The sequence below is a fragment of the Vallitalea longa genome, from assembly GCF_027923465.1.
GTDB classification, from domain to species: domain Bacteria; phylum Bacillota; class Clostridia; order Lachnospirales; family Vallitaleaceae; genus Vallitalea; species Vallitalea longa.
Genome location: NZ_BRLB01000001.1, coordinates 1,228,065 through 1,246,261, shown reverse-complemented (window position 1 = coordinate 1,246,261; position 18,197 = coordinate 1,228,065). Strand labels below are relative to the sequence as shown.

16 protein-coding genes and 2 pseudogenes are annotated in these 18,197 nt (G+C 30.3%); 11 read left to right on the top strand and 7 right to left on the bottom strand.

From position 1 onward, the window contains the following. Window positions 1-259: 259 nt before the first annotated feature. Window positions 260-1,393 (top strand): pyridoxal-phosphate-dependent aminotransferase family protein, encoded by a 1,134-nt coding sequence (locus QMG30_RS05440; protein ID WP_281813035.1) that lies wholly within the window; start codon window positions 260-262, stop codon window positions 1,391-1,393. A gap of 170 nt (window positions 1,394-1,563) precedes the next feature. On the opposite strand, the pseudogene QMG30_RS05435 reads toward QMG30_RS05440, so the two are convergent. Next, window positions 1,564-1,761: pseudogene (locus tag QMG30_RS05435) on the bottom strand (DUF1093 domain-containing protein); the annotation flags it as partial. Between the two features lie 67 nt (window positions 1,762-1,828). Continuing rightward, window positions 1,829-2,096 (bottom strand): annotated as a pseudogene (tnpA, locus tag QMG30_RS05430) (IS200/IS605 family transposase). A gap of 124 nt (window positions 2,097-2,220) precedes the next feature. Here tnpA and tnpB point away from each other — a divergent pair. Next, window positions 2,221-3,330: an IS200/IS605 family element RNA-guided endonuclease TnpB gene (gene tnpB / locus QMG30_RS05425; RefSeq protein ID WP_281813032.1), complete on the top strand. Its 1,110-nt coding sequence runs from the start codon at window positions 2,221-2,223 to the stop codon at window positions 3,328-3,330. Window positions 3,331-3,427: 97 nt separating this feature from the next. Here the strand turns inward: tnpB and QMG30_RS05420 are convergent, their stop codons facing one another. Genes QMG30_RS05420 through QMG30_RS05405 form a run of 4 tightly spaced genes read right to left on the bottom strand, consistent with a single transcriptional unit; the run spans window position 3,428 to window position 6,097 of the window. Continuing rightward, complete coding sequence (locus tag QMG30_RS05420) at window positions 3,428-3,652, bottom strand: hypothetical protein (RefSeq protein ID WP_281813029.1); 225 nt, start codon at window positions 3,650-3,652, stop codon at window positions 3,428-3,430. Window positions 3,653-3,686: 34 nt separating this feature from the next. Continuing rightward, on the bottom strand, window positions 3,687-4,418 hold the full coding sequence (locus QMG30_RS05415) for an ABC transporter permease (protein WP_281813026.1): 732 nt from the start codon (window positions 4,416-4,418) through the stop codon (window positions 3,687-3,689). Window positions 4,419-4,429: 11 nt separating this feature from the next. Continuing rightward, a complete protein-coding gene (locus QMG30_RS05410; RefSeq protein ID WP_281813024.1) occupies window positions 4,430-5,179 on the bottom strand; it encodes an ABC transporter permease in 750 nt (249 codons plus the stop codon). Further along, a complete protein-coding gene (locus QMG30_RS05405) occupies window positions 5,180-6,097 on the bottom strand; it encodes an ABC transporter ATP-binding protein (protein ID WP_281813022.1) in 918 nt (305 codons plus the stop codon). A gap of 171 nt (window positions 6,098-6,268) precedes the next feature. On the opposite strand from QMG30_RS05405, the gene QMG30_RS05400 reads away from it, so the two are divergent. The 9 genes from QMG30_RS05400 to QMG30_RS05360 all read left to right on the top strand — a co-directional run bounded on the left by QMG30_RS05400 (window position 6,269) and on the right by QMG30_RS05360 (window position 17,043). Continuing rightward, a complete protein-coding gene (locus QMG30_RS05400; protein WP_281813020.1) occupies window positions 6,269-6,979 on the top strand; it encodes a response regulator transcription factor in 711 nt (236 codons plus the stop codon). A gap of 1 nt (window position 6,980) precedes the next feature. Continuing rightward, on the top strand, window positions 6,981-8,378 hold the full coding sequence (locus QMG30_RS05395) for a sensor histidine kinase (protein ID WP_281813018.1): 1,398 nt from the start codon (window positions 6,981-6,983) through the stop codon (window positions 8,376-8,378). 1 nt (window position 8,379) lies between these two features. Beyond that, on the top strand, window positions 8,380-8,796 hold the full coding sequence (locus tag QMG30_RS05390; RefSeq protein WP_281813014.1) for an acyl-CoA thioesterase: 417 nt from the start codon (window positions 8,380-8,382) through the stop codon (window positions 8,794-8,796). A gap of 106 nt (window positions 8,797-8,902) precedes the next feature. Continuing rightward, complete coding sequence (gene wsfD, locus QMG30_RS05385) at window positions 8,903-11,020, top strand: glycan biosynthesis hexose transferase WsfD (protein WP_281813011.1); 2,118 nt, start codon at window positions 8,903-8,905, stop codon at window positions 11,018-11,020. A gap of 161 nt (window positions 11,021-11,181) precedes the next feature. Continuing rightward, window positions 11,182-11,625: a GtrA family protein gene (locus tag QMG30_RS05380; RefSeq protein WP_281813009.1), complete on the top strand. Its 444-nt coding sequence runs from the start codon at window positions 11,182-11,184 to the stop codon at window positions 11,623-11,625. After that, the gene (locus tag QMG30_RS05375; protein WP_281813007.1) at window positions 11,622-13,292 is read left to right on the top strand and encodes a DUF6056 family protein; all 1,671 of its coding nucleotides are present in this window, start codon (window positions 11,622-11,624) and stop codon (window positions 13,290-13,292) included. Before QMG30_RS05380 ends, QMG30_RS05375 begins: the two co-directional genes overlap by 4 nt. A gap of 218 nt (window positions 13,293-13,510) precedes the next feature. Then, complete coding sequence (locus QMG30_RS05370) at window positions 13,511-14,443, top strand: glycosyltransferase family 2 protein (RefSeq protein ID WP_281813005.1); 933 nt, start codon at window positions 13,511-13,513, stop codon at window positions 14,441-14,443. Between the two features lie 23 nt (window positions 14,444-14,466). Further along, entirely contained in the window at window positions 14,467-15,879 is a 1,413-nt protein-coding gene (locus tag QMG30_RS05365) for a glycosyltransferase family 39 protein (protein ID WP_281813003.1), read from the top strand. Window positions 15,880-15,927: 48 nt separating this feature from the next. Beyond that, on the top strand, window positions 15,928-17,043 hold the full coding sequence (locus QMG30_RS05360; protein ID WP_281813001.1) for a Card1-like endonuclease domain-containing protein: 1,116 nt from the start codon (window positions 15,928-15,930) through the stop codon (window positions 17,041-17,043). 94 nt (window positions 17,044-17,137) lie between these two features. Here QMG30_RS05360 and QMG30_RS05355 read toward each other — a convergent pair whose 3' ends face one another. Then, complete coding sequence (locus QMG30_RS05355) at window positions 17,138-18,145, bottom strand: uroporphyrinogen decarboxylase family protein (RefSeq protein ID WP_281812997.1); 1,008 nt, start codon at window positions 18,143-18,145, stop codon at window positions 17,138-17,140. Window positions 18,146-18,197 lie beyond the last annotated feature (52 nt).

The window sequence follows — 18,197 nt, the reverse complement described above, 5'->3', positions numbered from 1 at the left end:
AGAAGTGAAGTCAATATATGGAGACAATAATAATGATTATTACCTATTATTCTATATTATACATCTATCTAATTATATGTGTATAAAGTAAAAGAAGCTAATTTTATACTTATAATTTTATCACTTATTGAAAAAAGATATAATTTAACTGTACTTTTTTAAATTATAGAAACTGTATCTTTTTATATATACAGTTTTTATATATAATAGTAATAAATTTTGTAAATGATATAATAATAAATTCAATATGGAGGTAGCTATGAAAAATAAATTGTTGATGACACCCGGACCAACATATGTAAGTGAAGAAGTAAGGATGGCAATGTCAAAACCAATAACCAACCCAGATTTTGATATTGATTTCTATGATTATTATAGAGAAACTTGTAATAAGATTAAGAAGATGCTCCATACAGAAAATGATGTACTCATATTAGCGGGAGAAGGTATTCTAGGATTGGAAGCAGCTTGTGCATCATTAATAGAGCAGGATGATAAAGTTCTATGTATTGATAATGGTATATTCGGTAAAGGATTTGGAGATTTTGCCAAGTTATATGGTGGAGATGTAACATTCTTCTCTTCGGACTATACTAGGGAGATTGATGTAGAGAAATTAGAATCATTTTTACAAGAAAATCATGACTATAAAGTAGCGACTTTAGTTCATTGCGAAACACCTTCGGGAATTACTAATCCTATTGATAAAATATGTCCCATATTAGACAAATACGGTATCATCTCCATAGTAGATGCAGTTTCGTCAATGGGAGGAGAACCGCTAGAAGTTGATAAATGGAAGATTGATATAGTATTGGGCGGTTCACAGAAATGTATTTCAGCACCACCAGGATTAACATTACTTGGTATCAGTGATAGAGCTTGGAATAAGATAATGAACAGAAATAAACCTGTACCAAGTTTTTATTGCAACCTATCATTGTGGAAAAATTGGTATGAAGACAAATGGTTCCCTTATACCCAATCCATTAGTGATATATACGGTTTGAATGAAGCTGTGGATAGAATGCTTAGAGATGATAGTATTGTTGATAGACATAGAAGATTAGCCAGAGGCGTAAGAACAGCTTTACTGGAAGCAGGTCTAGAACTATATCCTGATTCAGGTTTTTCCAATACAGTAACCACAATAATGGTTCCATCTTCAGTAGATTGTAAGACTATACTTGATGATATGGCAAATGATTATAATATCATAATTTCAGGAGCTTTTGATTATCTGAAAGATAAGGTAATACGAATAGGACATATGGGTGAAAACTGTTACGAAGAAAAATTGTATATTACGTTAAAAGCAATAGACTCAGTTCTAAGGAAACGAAATGTTACTCTAAAATGTAAGTTGCATAATAAATTTGTTGAAGTAGTATAATTTTACTGACTCAACTTTCTTACTTCAATATTCTATTATGGAAGACTAATTAATAGGCTTTGTGAATATAAGTAACCTATTAAGCCTTTATTTGTCTACATTAAATTAAAGGTGAGAAAGTTGAGTAATAATAAAATAATTCTCTGCATGAGTGATCTACAATAAATAATCTATGTAGGTATTCTTGAATTTTTGTGATTAGTTGATGTTAGGGTATTTTCATAAATTTCTTGAACATCTTCTGGTAACTCTTGAAATTTAACCTCCTGCCAGTAAGTTACACCTCTTAAAGTAGTTGCATATAACTCTATGTAAGCTCCTTCACGTAACAATTTACCAGCAGAAAAAGTAAGCTTTTTTTCTGAACCTTTTTTATCTAGATATTTCGAGAAAACTCCCTCCTCTAACTAGGAGGGAGATGAATCGGAACGGTTTTTAATCTTTAACTCCTGCTTGAGAGCGAATATATTTCTCAATCATTTCTATTGTTGCTCCTCCAGTTGTTAAAATGCAATAACTTCTACTCCAAAATACGGGTTTCCAGTAATATTCTTTTAAATATTCACTATGTTTTTTCCTAATCAGTCTTGAAGAAACAGTCTTCAAAGTATTAACTAATTTTGCTAATTCCACTTGGGGAGGTGTTTCAAATAGTAAGTTCTTTGTTAATACATTTGTGTCTATATTTAGTTATTACAACCAAATGATATTTTAGATTGTATATTGAATGCCTATTGCTTTTGGATTAACTATTATTCATCTAAAAAACTCCTTTACAACTAAATTGAATTACGATATAATTATAACATAAGGAAGTGGGAAAATCTATGAAAATCAATAAAGCTTTCAAATATAGAATATATCCTAATAAGGAACAACTGACTTTGATTCATAAAACCTTCGGCTGTACTAGATTTGTATTCAATCGTTTTCTTAATCAAAGAATTGAATTATACAAGAATGAAGAAAAATCAACTACTTATGTTAATCAAGCTAAAGAGTTAACAGCTTTGAAAAAAGATTTAACTTGGCTTAAAGAAGTGGATAGTGTTTCTCTTCAATCTGCACTTAGGAATTTAGATACTGCTTTTAAGAATTTCTTTCAAAAGAGAGCTAAATATCCTAGATTCAAATCTAAAAGAAACAATATCAAATCTTATACAACCAAAAACACTAACAATTCAATAAGAATAGAAGGCAGTATGTTGAAGTTCCCAAAATTAGGATTACTAAAAACTAAATTTCATAGAGAAATACCTAGGAATCATAAAATATTATCTGCTACTATAAGTCAAGTACCTACAGGTGCTTATTTTGTAAGTATTACTACTGAATTTGAAAAAGAAATAATTCAAGTTCCAAGTAACGGCAACATAGTAGGTTTAGATTTTTCAATGAAAGAACTGTTTGTTAGCTCTGAAAACCAAAGAGCCAAGTATCCTAGATTTTTTCGTATGTTAGAAGCTAAACTTATCAAGGCACAAAGGAAATTATCACGTATGGTAAGGTTTTCGAATAATTGGGATAAACAAAAGATTAAAGTAGCAAGAATACACTATAAAATCAAAAATGCAAGATCGGATTTTTTACATAAACTATCTACTCAATTAATAAATAAATACAATGCTATAGCGATAGAAGACCTAAATATGAAAGGTATGAGCCAAGCATTGAAATTTGGTAAAAGCGTATCTGATAATGGTTGGGGAATGTTCATTGCAATGCTTAAATATAAAGCTGAATTAAGAGGAAAACAACTTGTGAAGATAGACAGATTCTATCCATCAAGTAAAACCTGTTCAATTTGTGGTGCAGTAAAAAAAGATTTGAAACTATCAGAAAGAGTATATACTTGTGAGTGTGGCAATTCAATAGATAGAGACCTAAATGCAAGTATAAACATTAAAAATCAAGGTGAATTGTTGTTGCAATATTAAAATATTACAGGGTAGGGCTTACCCGTAGAGCTTGGTAATAATAGTAACCATTAGGTTACTACGTCCCAAGAAACCCCCTCAAAACCGTTTTATAGGTTTAGTGGGGGAGCATGTCACTATAACAGGAAAGTCTATAGTCATAACAATCATTGCTTTCATCTTTTTCCACATCACTATTATCAACCATAGTATAATATATTTTTTTTCCAGTTGGATCATCAGGTGTCAGTCGTTTTGGGTCAAAAATCGAAGTAGTTAATAATTTAATAATAATTAATATTACTATTGCTGATATACATAAAAAAACAATTGATTTTTTCATAGAATCTAACTCCCTTCATAAGAAACAAAAAATATTAAGTATTTATGTCAACTTTTTTTAGCCTGTATATTCCAATTAATGAAAACAAAATAATAAAGATAATGTTGTTAGTGAAAAATAATATATTGTCATGAAGGGATAAATTTTCTCCACTTAATGCACTCATCCCAATAGTTAATAATGAATAGGGAAATAACATACCAATTTTTGTTACATACATTCCTAGACCTATGAAGACACCACATAGGCTAATACCGATAGGAGCAGCAAAGCTCTTAATGCGCATAGATAATAATAGCTGTAAAGAAGTTATGGTTATACAAGACAGACAACCTTTTAAAAACCAAGTAAAAATTACACTTGGAAATGGTGATGATAGCCCCAAGAGTTTACCGGCACAGAAATAAAGAGCAAGAAAAAATATTTGCAATACAAGAATAATTAAACCAGTTACAATGAGTTTTGCAATAAAAACATTTGATGCTGATATTGGAGCAGTCATCACTTTATTCCAATTCTTATTTAAATGTTCTAATCTACATATATAAGAACAACATATAGCAATAAGTACAGGCAAAAAAAATTCACTATAGAATAAGCTTACTTGTGACCAAAGACTAAACCACTGTTTCTGTAATATACTTTGATTAAAATAATAATTAGCACTTCCAATTATTATACTTATGATTGGGAGTATCATAAGTACTATAATTATATGAGAACGACGAAGTTTTAATATTTCTGTGGAAATTACTTTTCTTAACATATTTTACCTCCTTATACTTCTTGCCTTGAAATATGAATATTACCAACAATATAGAATATTAATGCTATAATTATGACAATAGAGAAGATACCAAAACTATGATTTTGAATAATATAGTTAGCTGATTCATCGTCAAAGTAGTAGGCCACAGGACATAAACCACTATAATAAGACCATATGAAAATACGGCGCACAAAAATAGGGAAAAAATCTCCTGTCATACCTAAAAATCCTCCAATCATACCTATACATAAAGCAAATGATTGATTTTTGATTGATAAAGAAATCCATTGTTGCAATGCAAGAACTGCCATATTAGCTAGTGACGTTCCAAGTATAAATCTCAGTACCATAGTAAAAAGTATTGGTTCACTTAATCCTTTCAGTATATTAAAGATTATAATAGCTATAGCTTGTAAAACAACAGCATATAGAAGCAGAAAATTTCCACATAAATATTTAGCACCATAAACTTTTCTAGGGTTTATATCTACTGACATCAATAATTTCCAAGTATTACCTTTGTGTTCCATATCACAGATTCTTGACATTACTACTGCTGATATTATTGGTAAAAACAAACCATTCATAGATGATAGAGTTACCATAGTTGACATCCAACTACTGTTGCTAGGGTTACGAGATAAAGCTATACTTACTGACATAAGAGCCCATGCAATTTCTACACTTATGAATAAAGTAATCATTAGAAATATTTTTTTTCTGCGCAGTTTCATGTATTCTAATATTAGAATTTTCATCTAAAGACTTCGCTCCCTTCCTGTAAGTTCTAGGAAAATGTCTTCCAAGCTTTTTCTGTGTTCTTCAATACGTGTAACTTTAATATTTGAGTCAACAAGCAGTTTATTAATATTAGCTATTTGATTATCGTTGATACTTCTAAATGCGATGAAATCATCTTTCACTTGTGGTAAAAATGTATAATTATTGGCAGTTAATATTTTTCTTGCTAGAGTGTTGTTTAATGATTTTATACAAATGCAAGTTTCACTTTTTTTTTGTAACAAATCCATACTACCTTGAAATAATAGATTACCATTATCAATGATACCTACAGAAGTAGCCATTTGTTCTACTTCAGATAATAGATGAGTAGATATCAAGACTGTAATGCCATAACGGTGAGGTAAAGATTTAATGAGTTCCCTGATTTCTCTTATACCATTAGGGTCAAGACCATTAGTTGGTTCATCTAAAATCAATAATTTTGGGAAATTAATTAATGCCATGGCAATCCCAAGTCTCTGTTTCATACCGAGAGAATAATGTTTTACTTGTTTATCTTTTTGATTTTCCAGACGTATTATATGTAAAACTTCATCAATGTTTTTTTGTGGTACATTACGAAGACGTTGCATTATACGCATATTCTCTAATCCAGTAAGATGTCCATAATACGAAGGTGATTCAATAAGAGACCCAGTCTTACTAAGAATTGATTGACGATTCTTGTTAAAATTTTTACCAAATATCTTTACATCACCGTTAGTAGGTTTGGAAAGTCCCAGAAGCATTTTCAGTGTAGTTGATTTACCTGCACCGTTAGGTCCAAGAAAACCATATATGTCCCCTTCATATACTGTCATATTTACTTTATCGACTCTACAAACACCACTATAGTATTTTGATAGTTGATGTGTTGATACGATTGTAGTCATACGAATTCAACTCCATTTCATTAATATTAATTTCAATACAACGTAATTATAACTTCCATACCTTTCTACAATCTAAAATCTACCTTACGATTACCTTAAATAAAATATATAAATTCCAAGAATAATGAAATTGTTAGTCATGTTAGGTATAATAGATGTGGGTGATAACAAATGGAAAGTATAAAAAACAAAAAAATACTCATAGTCGATGATGATATTCAGATAAGAAATATGATTGAAGAATTTTTATTTAAAGAAGGATTCTATAGAATATATAAGGCTTCCAATTGTGTAGAAGCTATCACTTTTTGCAGAAATAAGAATCCTGATATTGCAATATTGGATGTAATGCTACCGGATGGTGATGGATTTCAATTGCTTTCTTCAATAAGAAAGTTTTCTGATATACCTGTACTTTTTCTATCTGCCAAAGGTGAAGATGAGGATCGTTTATTAGGTCTATTATTAGGTGCAGATGATTATATAGTAAAACCTTTTTTGCCTAAAGAACTTATTTTACGACTTACTGCTATACTTAAAAGAGTGTATACAACTATAACGCCTAAACGCTTACCTAATTTTCAGATACGAGGATGTGTTATAGACTTGGAAAGTGCAATAGTAGTAAGAGATGAAAAAGAAGTAACTTTGACAGCCAAAGAACATGGACTCTTGTTGAAGTTATATGAGAATAAAGGATGTATTGTTACTACAGATGCTTTATGTCAAGCGGTATGGGGGGATGATTACTATAGCTATGAAAATACTCTAATGGTACATATCAGGAGAATAAGAGAAAAAATTGAATTAAATCCTTCAAAACCAAAAAGTCTTATTACAGTTCGAGGATTAGGTTACAAGCTGTTGGTTGAGGGGGAATAATATGGATGGTATATCTCGGATTTTACGTCGTTTTGTAGGTGCTACAATAATTATCTGCATTTTCCTACTAGTTCTTGATTATACGATTCTAGCTTCTTTTGTGTTCAAAGGAATGAATGGTGGACATTCACCTAAAAAAGAGCTAAAAAACATAGCTAGAGATTTTAATAATAATTCAAGTTATGAGTTAAGTGAGGATACTAAAAAAGTATTAACAGAGAAAAGATTATGGGCTATACTTATAGATGATAGTGGCGATGTCATATGGAATTATAGATTGCCCAGCGATATTCCTAATTCATTCACATTGACTGATATCGCTAAACTTTCAAGAAATTTCTTAGAAGACTATCCTGTTTTTGTTTGGGAACACGAATATGGTTTGATTGTGCTTGGGTATCCAAAAAAAAGTTTTGCGAAATACCAATTCCAAATGCCTGTCAGTTGGATTAGTTCATTACCAATGAAGGTAGGTATAATGTTTATTATTAATATAGTTATAGCTTTGATGTTATCAGTTTTTGTTGGAACAAGATTAATAAAATCTGTTAAACCTCTGATAAAAGGTATACATAATTTGGCTAATGAGAAGCCTATATTTATAAAAACTAAAGGTGTTTTGATGGATATTGCCAATAGCATCAATCAAACTTCTAATATATTACAAGAGAAAAATACTAAGCTAAAAGAAAGAGATATGGCACGTTCCAACTGGATTGCAGGAATTTCCCATGATATACGTACACCATTATCAATGGTGCTTGGTTACGCAAGTGAATTAGAACATAGTACTAGTATACCTATGGAATGTAAGCAGCAAGCAGGAATTATAAGACAACAAGGTGAGAAACTACGATCATTAGTTAATGATCTGAATCTTGTATCTATGTTAGAATATGATATGCAGCCTCTAAATCTCACCCATGTAAGATTATCTAAGGTTGCAAGGCAAGTAGTTGTTGATTTTCTTAATAATGGACTTGATGAAAAATTCGTAATTACTTTAGATGTATCTGATGAAAATATATTGGTTATAGCAGATGAAAAGTTATTGATCAGAGCTGTGTATAATCTTGTATTAAATAGTATAGTCCATAATCCTGATGGGTGTGAAATACTAATCAGTACATCTGTTATTAACAATGAGTTATGTTGTTTTAGTGTTTCTGACAATGGTAAGGGAATATCAGAAGATAAGATTGAAAACTTAACAAGATTACCTTATACATCCAATGATAAAAATTCAAACGTTAATGGTCATGGATTAGGTCTTCCAATGGTAGCTAGAATTGCTAAGGCACACAAAGGACAGTTAATATTAACAAGCGATAATAAAAAAGGTTTAAAAGCAATGGTTGAATTACCACAATACAATAATTCTGATGGGAGGAATAATTAATATGTATATTCATGAAACCAAATTAAAGGTAAGATATGTGGAAACAGACCAAATGGGAATAGTCCATCATTCAAAATATTACCCATGGTTTGAAATAGCTAGGGGAGAATTCATTACTGAAACAGGAATGTCATATAGAGACATGGAAGAAGCGGGTATAATGATGCCAGTACTAGAATCAAGTTGTAAATATATTCAAGGGGCGAAATATGAGGATAATCTTATTATTCAAGCTTGGATAAGTGAGATGAATCCAGTTAAAGTAATTTTCAACTATAATGTGGTAAGAGAAAAGGACGATAAAATTATTGCGAAAGGCAGTACGAAACATACTTTTGTAAATGACGATTTCAAGATAGTCAATATTAAGAAGATGAAACCTGAGATTTGGAGTAAGCTTCAAAATATTAACCAATAGGTATATAAGAGTTGACTTGAAGTAAACAGATTCTTACGAAAATAAATCTAGTGAAAAAAATTCGTTTGATATTGTACTTGATTTAAGATAGATTATGGAGGCTATTATGAAAAGAAATGTATGGTATTTTATATTGTTTATGATTCTAGTAGTAACAGGTTATCTCCTGATTAATTATCCTACGACTGTGGGCTTGGCGGATAATTGTGACTTCGGAAGAGTGATTCAACCTGTAGGACTTGCTAGTGATGAAAATGATAAATATTTTTATGCTCAACAAGATTTTGCATATGATAGGGAATTCAATTCTCTTTCCGAATATATTAAGTTTATAATTAATCCAGGAATACATAATATCAGTGGCTATAAGTCTACACATTCTGTCATCGTGAATTTAGCGCAGGTGATAAATGGTGTGGTTAAGTATTCTAGGTATAATAAGATTTATGATTTTGATATTAGGGCAATATCCATATTGTATCTGATGCTTGTTAGTTTAGGAATAGTGTTATTGATAAAGGGATTTCGTTATAAGAATATATTATTTAAGATTTTACTATCAGCTATAATTATATTTATCTATTTTGATAAAGGATATTTAGTATATTTTAATTCCTTTTTCGGTGAACCTCTGATTTTAGTATCATTATTGATATATATAGGCAGTATGTTGTGTATAATTAATGGAAAAAGGGACAAGTACATATTATACATAGTGAACTTTATAGCAGGGTGTATATTTATCGGTGCAAAAGTCGCTAATATACCTCTAGGAATTCTTATGATAATATTCTCTGGATTATTATTCTATTATAAAAGGGATAATAAGATAAGAGCATTAATAGTCATGGGAAGCCTATGTATGCTTGTGACTTCTGTTTATTATTATGTATCAGTACCAAAATGGATGGGAGATGTGAATAAATATCATTCTCTATTCTATGGAGTCCTTAAGGATTCAGATAATCCTAAGGAGGACCTTTCATATCTTGATATTGATGAAAAATATTTGAATCTACAAGGAACTCATGGGTATATGGACCATAGTGGTTTTGATATATATAGTGATGAATTCAGAGAAGAAGTATATAAGAAAGCTACTCCAATGAAAATAAGTTTGTTTTATCTTACACATCCAGATAGATTGATGGATAAGATTAAATTATCAGCTGTATCCAGTACGATCATAAGACCTCCTTATCTAGGTAACTATAATAGGAAGGATTATGATGAAGGAGTTAAATTTGATGAAAGCTTTAGTTTGTGGGAGAAATTAAGAAAAACAGCATATGAATCTGCACTATTTATAATAGTGGTCATTTTCATCTTATTTATCATAACAACTATTCTTCTGACAAGAAGAAATAAATCAAGAGGAGATAAGAAACGAAATATTCTACCGCTAGTTTTTAGGGTAATGATTATATTATTTGCAGGAAGTCAATTCATATTGCCTGTTATTGGTAATGGAGAGGCTGATCTTATAAAACATATGTTTTTGTTTAATGTTCTATTGGATTTGACGATAATATTTATAGTGGCAGATATATTAAAACTATTGGAGAAAAGACGATACAAGATTATAGCTGGAATCACTGGTTTTATAATAATTTGTGTTGTATCCTCTATAGTCATGAATTATAGTAATAACAACAAAACTATGGTTTTTGGAAAATACAATAATGAAGATATAGTCTGGGAAATCCTTGATGAGACCGATGATTATTATTTTATTGCAACTAATGATGTGATTGATGTTATGAAATTCGATGAAGATGATTCCAATTTATGGATAGATTCTGATGTAAGAAAATGGCTTAACAACGAAACAGAGGAAGGATTTTTGTACGGATTCAATGCAGAAGAAAAAGAAAAAATTATTAATACTCCAATAAAGACTATTTTATCACCTGATAAAAATACATTGATAGAACAAGGCAATAAGCCTCATTATTGGTATTGTATACCTGGATATATAACTCAGAATGTTAATGAAGCATATGGTAGTGTCAATGAAGAAAGAGTTTTCATGCTAGATGTAAATGATTACGATAAACATGTAGTGAATAAAAAGAAATCAAGAAGTTATTGGTTAAGGACTCCATATACTAATTCAAGGTTTGTTAGAGTTGTAGGTCTTGATGGATTTGCTTATCACAAAGAAGCTAATACTTCTAGTATAGGGATTGTACCATGCATGTATATCAGAAAAGATGGCAACTAAAGCATATTAGAATGAAAATGTAATAATATTGTAATTTGATAACTGAAACTATTAATAGTATACTTGTATTGGTAAAATATTGTAACATATTAAGTGTATTGGACGAAATATGTTATTTCACAAAATATCAGAAGTAGTATTAAGAAAGATAGGAAAATTATATGATAAAGAGACTAATCAATTATATAAAAGAAATTATGCAGGATGAAAGATTTCAAAAGATATTTAGATATGTATTCATAGGGGGATTAACAACTTTAGTGAATTTCACTGTCTTTTGGTTGTTTACATATCTCCTTAATATTAATCTTAATATTGCTAATGTAATATCTATAATATGTGCAGTTATTTTTGCATATGTGACTAATAAGATATTTGTATTCAGAAGTAAATGTGATTCCACTAAGGAATTTTTACTAGAAGCATTTAGTTTCTTTTCATCTAGAGGTGTCACTATGTTAATTGAAGTAGGTGGTGTATACGTTCTTACATCATGGTTGCAAATAGAAGCTATGATATCAAAAGTAATAATCAGTATTATTGTACTTGTATTGAATTACTTATTTGCGCAGCTTCTAGTGTTTAGAAAGAGGGAAAAAATTTGAGTGATGAGGGAAAAAAATTTATTAATAAGGGAAAAAATACGTGGGAAAAATATGGACTGATTTTTATAATGTTGTTGACTTTTGTATTAACATTTATAATTAACTTAAATGTTAGAATATACGGAGATGATCTATTCTACTCTTGTTTTACTGACGGAGATTTTGATTATTTTGTGGCAAGGCATGTAGATCATTATATGAGAGCTAACGGTAGATCTATTGTACACATTCTTGCTACAATATTTCTAGGTATAAGTGAACATTTCTGGGCGATTTTCAATTCTTTAATTTTGGCTTTAATTGTATTTTTTGGAGCAAAGATCTGTATGGGATCTGAAGAGAACAATGACAAAAGTATGGTTGGTTATTCAGCTGTTATTATAGCTGTTGCTATTGCTTTTTTTAACTTGCATTTTGTTAGACAAAGTGTTTACTGGTTAACAGGATCATTTAATTATGTTTATCCTGTTTTCATGCTTCTAATTTTTTGGTATGTTCTTCATCGTTCTATGGTTAGAGAAAAAATTAGTTGGTATGTGCCAGTGTTGGGTTTTTTAGCTGCTGCGACTGTAGAGCAGGCAAGTGTAATGACATTTGGACTGACATTATTGATTTTACTAGAGAAGAAATTTTTTCGCAAGAAAAAACTGAAAATTATGGAAATCATCACTTTGATTATAGTATTCATAGGAATGCTCACTGTAGTATGTGCACCATCTGTTTTTCTTCGTGCATCTATAGAAGAACAGCCGGCTGATGGTTTATTTCAGTTAATATTATATAACCTTCAATATCAGGAGAATTATTTTGCGTTTTCTAATATAATGCTTCCTTATCATATGCTTGCAATAATAGCATCAATTGGAGTTATATTCAAATATAGTAAATACGTATCTGTTAAATTAAGATGGACAAGAAATATTGCAATAATAGTTGGAGGAAGTTCTTGTATTGGTCTATTGTGGCAAGCAGTAACTGGAAAAGTTATTAATTATTATCCTCTTGCAGGGAAAATGATTGTCGCAGCATTTATTGGTATTGGATATTTATATACTTTGGTATATGCAGCAATACTTATATACAAGAATAAGATTATAGAGAATAATACTCTTCCTATAATAGCTGTCATACTTGCTTTTGGTGCACAATTCATGATGATCGTTTCACCTGTTTTTGGACCACGTAATTTAATATTTCCTATATTTATGTTTGTTTTATATAGTGGTTGTATAATACCTAAGTTAAACAATCAAGGGATATCAGCGATTTGTGGAGGTTTTGCATGTCTGTTGTTTAATCTACCATGGCTTCTACCTATACCTTTTGTTGCTTATATATTGGTGATTAATAGAAATGTTCAAATAAGAGGAATAAAGGATTGTAGAAGAGTAGGTATCGCTGTAGGTTATTTGACTCTAGCAATAGTATCATTTACTATTATGGTACCATTAATGAAAGGCTATATTGCCAATGCTAAAGTTTATGATAGTAATGTGAGAATTGCTGAACAGTATGTAGATGAAAATCAGACTGGCAAACTAGACCAGAAGAGATTACCTAATGATTTTCACGGATGGGTGATGCCATATCATAATGATTATTACAAAGACTATTATAAGACATATATAGGAGTTAATCGTGATGTGGAAATTAATTGGACAAACTAGCATGCATTAGATAATAATTTACAGGTGGGATATACCCATATTATCTATCAGAAAAAATATTTTTATATAATAAAAAATGGTAATATGCTAAGCTTGTAATGATTTACTTATATGGTATAATATTATAGGCTTGAAAAAGATACTATAATAGAATCAATGAATAATTGATGAAATATTTTTATGATTCTAAATATTTGATTACAACAGGAGGAAGAGTATTGAAAACGATAACTATATTAGTACCTTGTTATAATGAAGAAGAGGTAATTAATATCTTTTATGAAGAAGTAGTTAAAATAATTGATAAGATAGATTATAATTTTGAAATACTATTTGTTAATGATGGTAGTAAAGATATGACTCTCAATAAAATAATAGCTATGAGAATAAATGACAGTAGAGTCTCTTATGTAGACCTTTCCAGAAATTATGGAAAGGAAATAGCTATGGCGGCAGGACTTGATCATGTTACTGGTGATGCAGTTATAATAATGGATGCGGATTTACAAGATCCTCCTAGCCTTATTCCAACCATGATAGAGGAATGGGAAAAAGGATATGATGATGTATATGCTAAGAGATCCAGTAGAAAAGGTGAAAGCTTCATGAAGAAGTTTACATCCCATTGCTTTTATAGGTTGTTGAGCAAATTGTCAAAAGTAGAAATTCAAAAGGATACTGGAGATTTCCGTTTGCTTAACCGCAAAGCTATTGATGCTTTAAAGCAATTTAGAGAATCTGGAAGGTATACGAAAGGATTATTCAGCTTAATTGGATTCAAGAAAAAAGAGATATTATTTGATAGAGATGAAAGAGCAGCAGGCAAGACCAAATGGAATTATTGGAAATTAATAGGTTTAGCTATAGAAGGAATTACTACGTTTACCATTATGCCACTTAGGATTGCAACATTCATTGGAGGTTTTACTGGTTTATTTGCTTTTATATATATGATCTATATTGTGCTTAGAACATTGATTGTTGGTGTTGAATTGCCTGGTTATGCTTCATTGGTTAGTATTATGTTGTTTATTGGAAGTATCCAATTGGTTGGTATTGGTATTTTGGGAGAATATGTTGGAAGAATATTCAATGAAACTAAGAATAGACCATTGTATTTTATTAATAAATATGAAGGGGATAAAGAATAGAATACTATGATGAGGTGCTTTACATGAAAATTCTAAAGAAGTTATTTGACATATACATGATTATATTTTTTGCACTAGTGTTTATTATTAATATATATTTTATAGTTACAGAAAAAATTAATGTTCTATATATTATTCCAGTATGTATTTTATTGGTTATCATATATTTGGTTATCAAGCTAAAAATTCCACATTATGGCTTGATAATCTTTCTGTTCTCTTTGGTAACCAAGATTGCAATGATAATAATAGTAGATACCCCTCCCATATCTGATTTTTCAGTTATGTTCGATGCGGGTAAAATGTTTGCGGTGAATGATTATTCATTCAAAGATTTTCAATATTTTTCATCCTTCCCTTATCAAACCATATTTGCGGTATATCAAGGTTTGATCATTAAGATATTCGGGGCTAATGTATTTGTGTTGAAAGCCATAAATTGCTTATTTATTGCGGCAACCAATTATCTTGTATATAGAATAGGGAAGAGTGTGTTCAATGAATATGTAGGTAGGATTGCAAGTGCTTTTCATGCATTGTACATACCTTTGTTTTTTATGGCCCCTGTATTGACTAATCAACATATCGCAACACTATTCTTTTATATAGGGCTATATTTTATTGTTAAAGAGAAGGGCAGTTATAGTAAATGGATTATTGGTGGAATATTCATTGCTGTGGGAAATACTATGCGTCCTATAGGTATTGTTTTTATTGCAGCCATTTTCATAAGGAATTTATTGAGCAGCAATAAAGCTGTATTCGCTAAACATATGAAACAATTCGTTATATTCCTATTATCATACCTGATAGTATTCTATGGTATTTCAGGTATATCAATAGCTACAGGTGTTACGTATAATGGACTCAAAAACAATAATCCTTATTGGAAATTCGTAACGGGTCTTAATGAACAGACTTCTGGACGATTTTCTTCAGAAGATGCCAAGACCCTTCAATTATATGAAGAAATCAAGCCAGAAGAGTTATTCGAAAATGAGAAAAAAATCATCATGGAGCGTTTAACAATACCACCTGACAGAATGTTGAGCTTGATGGTCAATAAGATTAGATATATGTGGGGAGACTATGAGTTGGGAGTATTTACATTTCCGCATCTTATAGGAAAAGGAATAGAAAGGTACGGAGTAAGTTTTGATTATATATATAGGCAATCCCAGGAATTAGAGAAAATCTTCTATACTTTTATAATAGGGTTCCTATTATTTGGCCTTATTAGGTACTTTAGAGATGATAAGAATAAAAATGTATATTTATTATACTATATATTTACTGCTTATACTGGTGCACATCTGTTAATTGAAATTAGCTTCAGATATAAGTATGCTGCAATGCCTATATTATTCATCTTAGCAGGTAATGGTGCATTTACTATATGTAATAGGATTAAAGATAGAAAAAAATTAATGTGTTAGTTGAAAAGTATTATAGTTAAGTAAAATGTATTTAAAGGTTGTGAAATCATGAGATGCAATACGCTGATTAATATATTAGACGATTATAATGATGATGTAGCTTATATTTCTAAATTCATAAAACCCAAAAGGGTAATTAACATTACTAATGAAAACAACGTCAATAATGATGTGCTAGCAGATATGAGAAAATTTCTCAGTAAGGAGTTAATGGGTACTAAAATAATTGAGAAAAATTATAGAAACCCATTTGATTTTAGAAAATTACTCAATGATTATATGGAAAAAGATACGATCATCAATATTTCCTCTGGTGATAATCTATCAGCAGTAATTGCACATGAAGCCATGATTGATCATAATAGTACTTTGATATATATGGATATATTGGAAGAAAGAATATATAAGATAAATAAAAATGGGACGAAAGTAATTAATTATCACAATGTTAATTTTCGTGTTAGGGATTATGTCTCTATAACAGGTGGAAAAATAGTCACTGATGAAACATTTGATTATATTGTAGAAGATTATAATAAAATGCTAAAAGTTATATTGAATAATTATGATATGTGGATTACTACGAGAGATTTTATTAGAAACAATTTGATAAGTCAATCCGATCAAAATATAATCGTGAAATCAACTGATAATAATGGACAAGTAAGAAAACTATTCGATTGTTTCATTGACATAGGTTGTGTCAAATCCATAAAAGAAGATGATAATAGTCTTAAGATAGAATTTAAAAATGAAGATATAAGAAGCTATATATTATCAGGAATATGGCTAGAACACTTTACTTATAATATAGTTTATGAAAATAAAAAAGTTAGTGATGTAAGAACAGGTGTCAGGTTCTTATGGGATGAAGATAAAATTGAGGTTGAAAATGAATTAGATGTAATAGCAGTTGCTGGAACATCCTTGATATGTATTTCATGTAAAGATACTAAAAGATATAACAGTGGTTCTCTTAATGAACTCGATATATATGCAGAGCAGTTAGGAGGTAAAGGTGTCAAAAAAATATTAGTGGCAACAAAACCTTCTAAAGGTCAATATGTGGATGAAAGAGCAGAGAGAATGGGGATAAATCTAATCATATTCAATGGAGATGTGGATAAATTCAGAAAAAGCATTGACAAAGTAATAGAGAGTTGAATAACAAAAGAATAATCAAAGGTTTTGCAGAATAAAAAGTTGAAGAAAACATATCTATTCTGCAAAGCTTTTTTCTTTGAATAGGAAAGTGGATTTATTGATTATTAAATACTTCAATCATAGCCATAATATTCTCAGGAGTAACATCAAATTCCAATGCATGGGTAGGTGCGCAAATATACCCTCCGTTTTTTGACAAGATTTCCATAGTTCGTATTGTTTCTTTACGTACTTCATCAGGGGTCGCTTGAGATAGAAGTTGTTGAGTTGATATACCACCCCAAAATGCTAATTTGTTACCATATAAGTCTTTGACTTTCTTAATATCATAGATTTCTGGTTGAAATGTCTGGTAACAATCTAATCCTATTTCAATTAGATCGGGCATGATACTTTCTACATCTCCACAAGAGTGTTGCAATACGAATATACCTTTTGATTTAACTTTATCATACATTCTTTTCATTCTAGGTTTTATGAATTCACGCCAGAGCTTAGGACCCATGATCAGACCTTTCTGTTGTCCCCAGTCGTCACCAAAATAGAACCCGTCAAGGTCATATTCCAGAGCTATGTCAAGTACTTTCATATTATATTCACATATATCATCATATAACTTATGTAGTTTCTCAGGTTCAAGGACCATAGCCATAAGAACTTCCTGCATACCCATTAGACTCCAAGAACGTTCGAACATAGAGAATCCTATGCCTCCAAAAGTAAATCTATCCCCTTTGTTAGCAATCAATTCCTCATATTCTTCTCGTAACCTTTTTTCATTTATTTCAGGGAAAACGTAATTATAGTTACTGATGTCTTTTATTACATAATTATCTACAACTCCGATATCCTTATCAGCACCAGAACGATTCCATATAACTCCGAATTCATCTTTGAAATGTTCTTTTTTATCTTGTAATTCTGTAGGCCAGCCCCAGTATTGAATATAATTAAGGTGTAGCCCTAATTCTTTATCAAAATTCTTGTTTCCTGTGTAAGCTGCCATATTATCATATGCTTGTTGAGTAAAATCCGCATGGAATGGAACTATATCTGTGCTTTCATGTTTAAGTGCTTTTATAACTCTTTCTCTTCGTGTCATAAAGTATACCTCCCAATATAATTATCATATTAATTAAAATATATAACGTTGG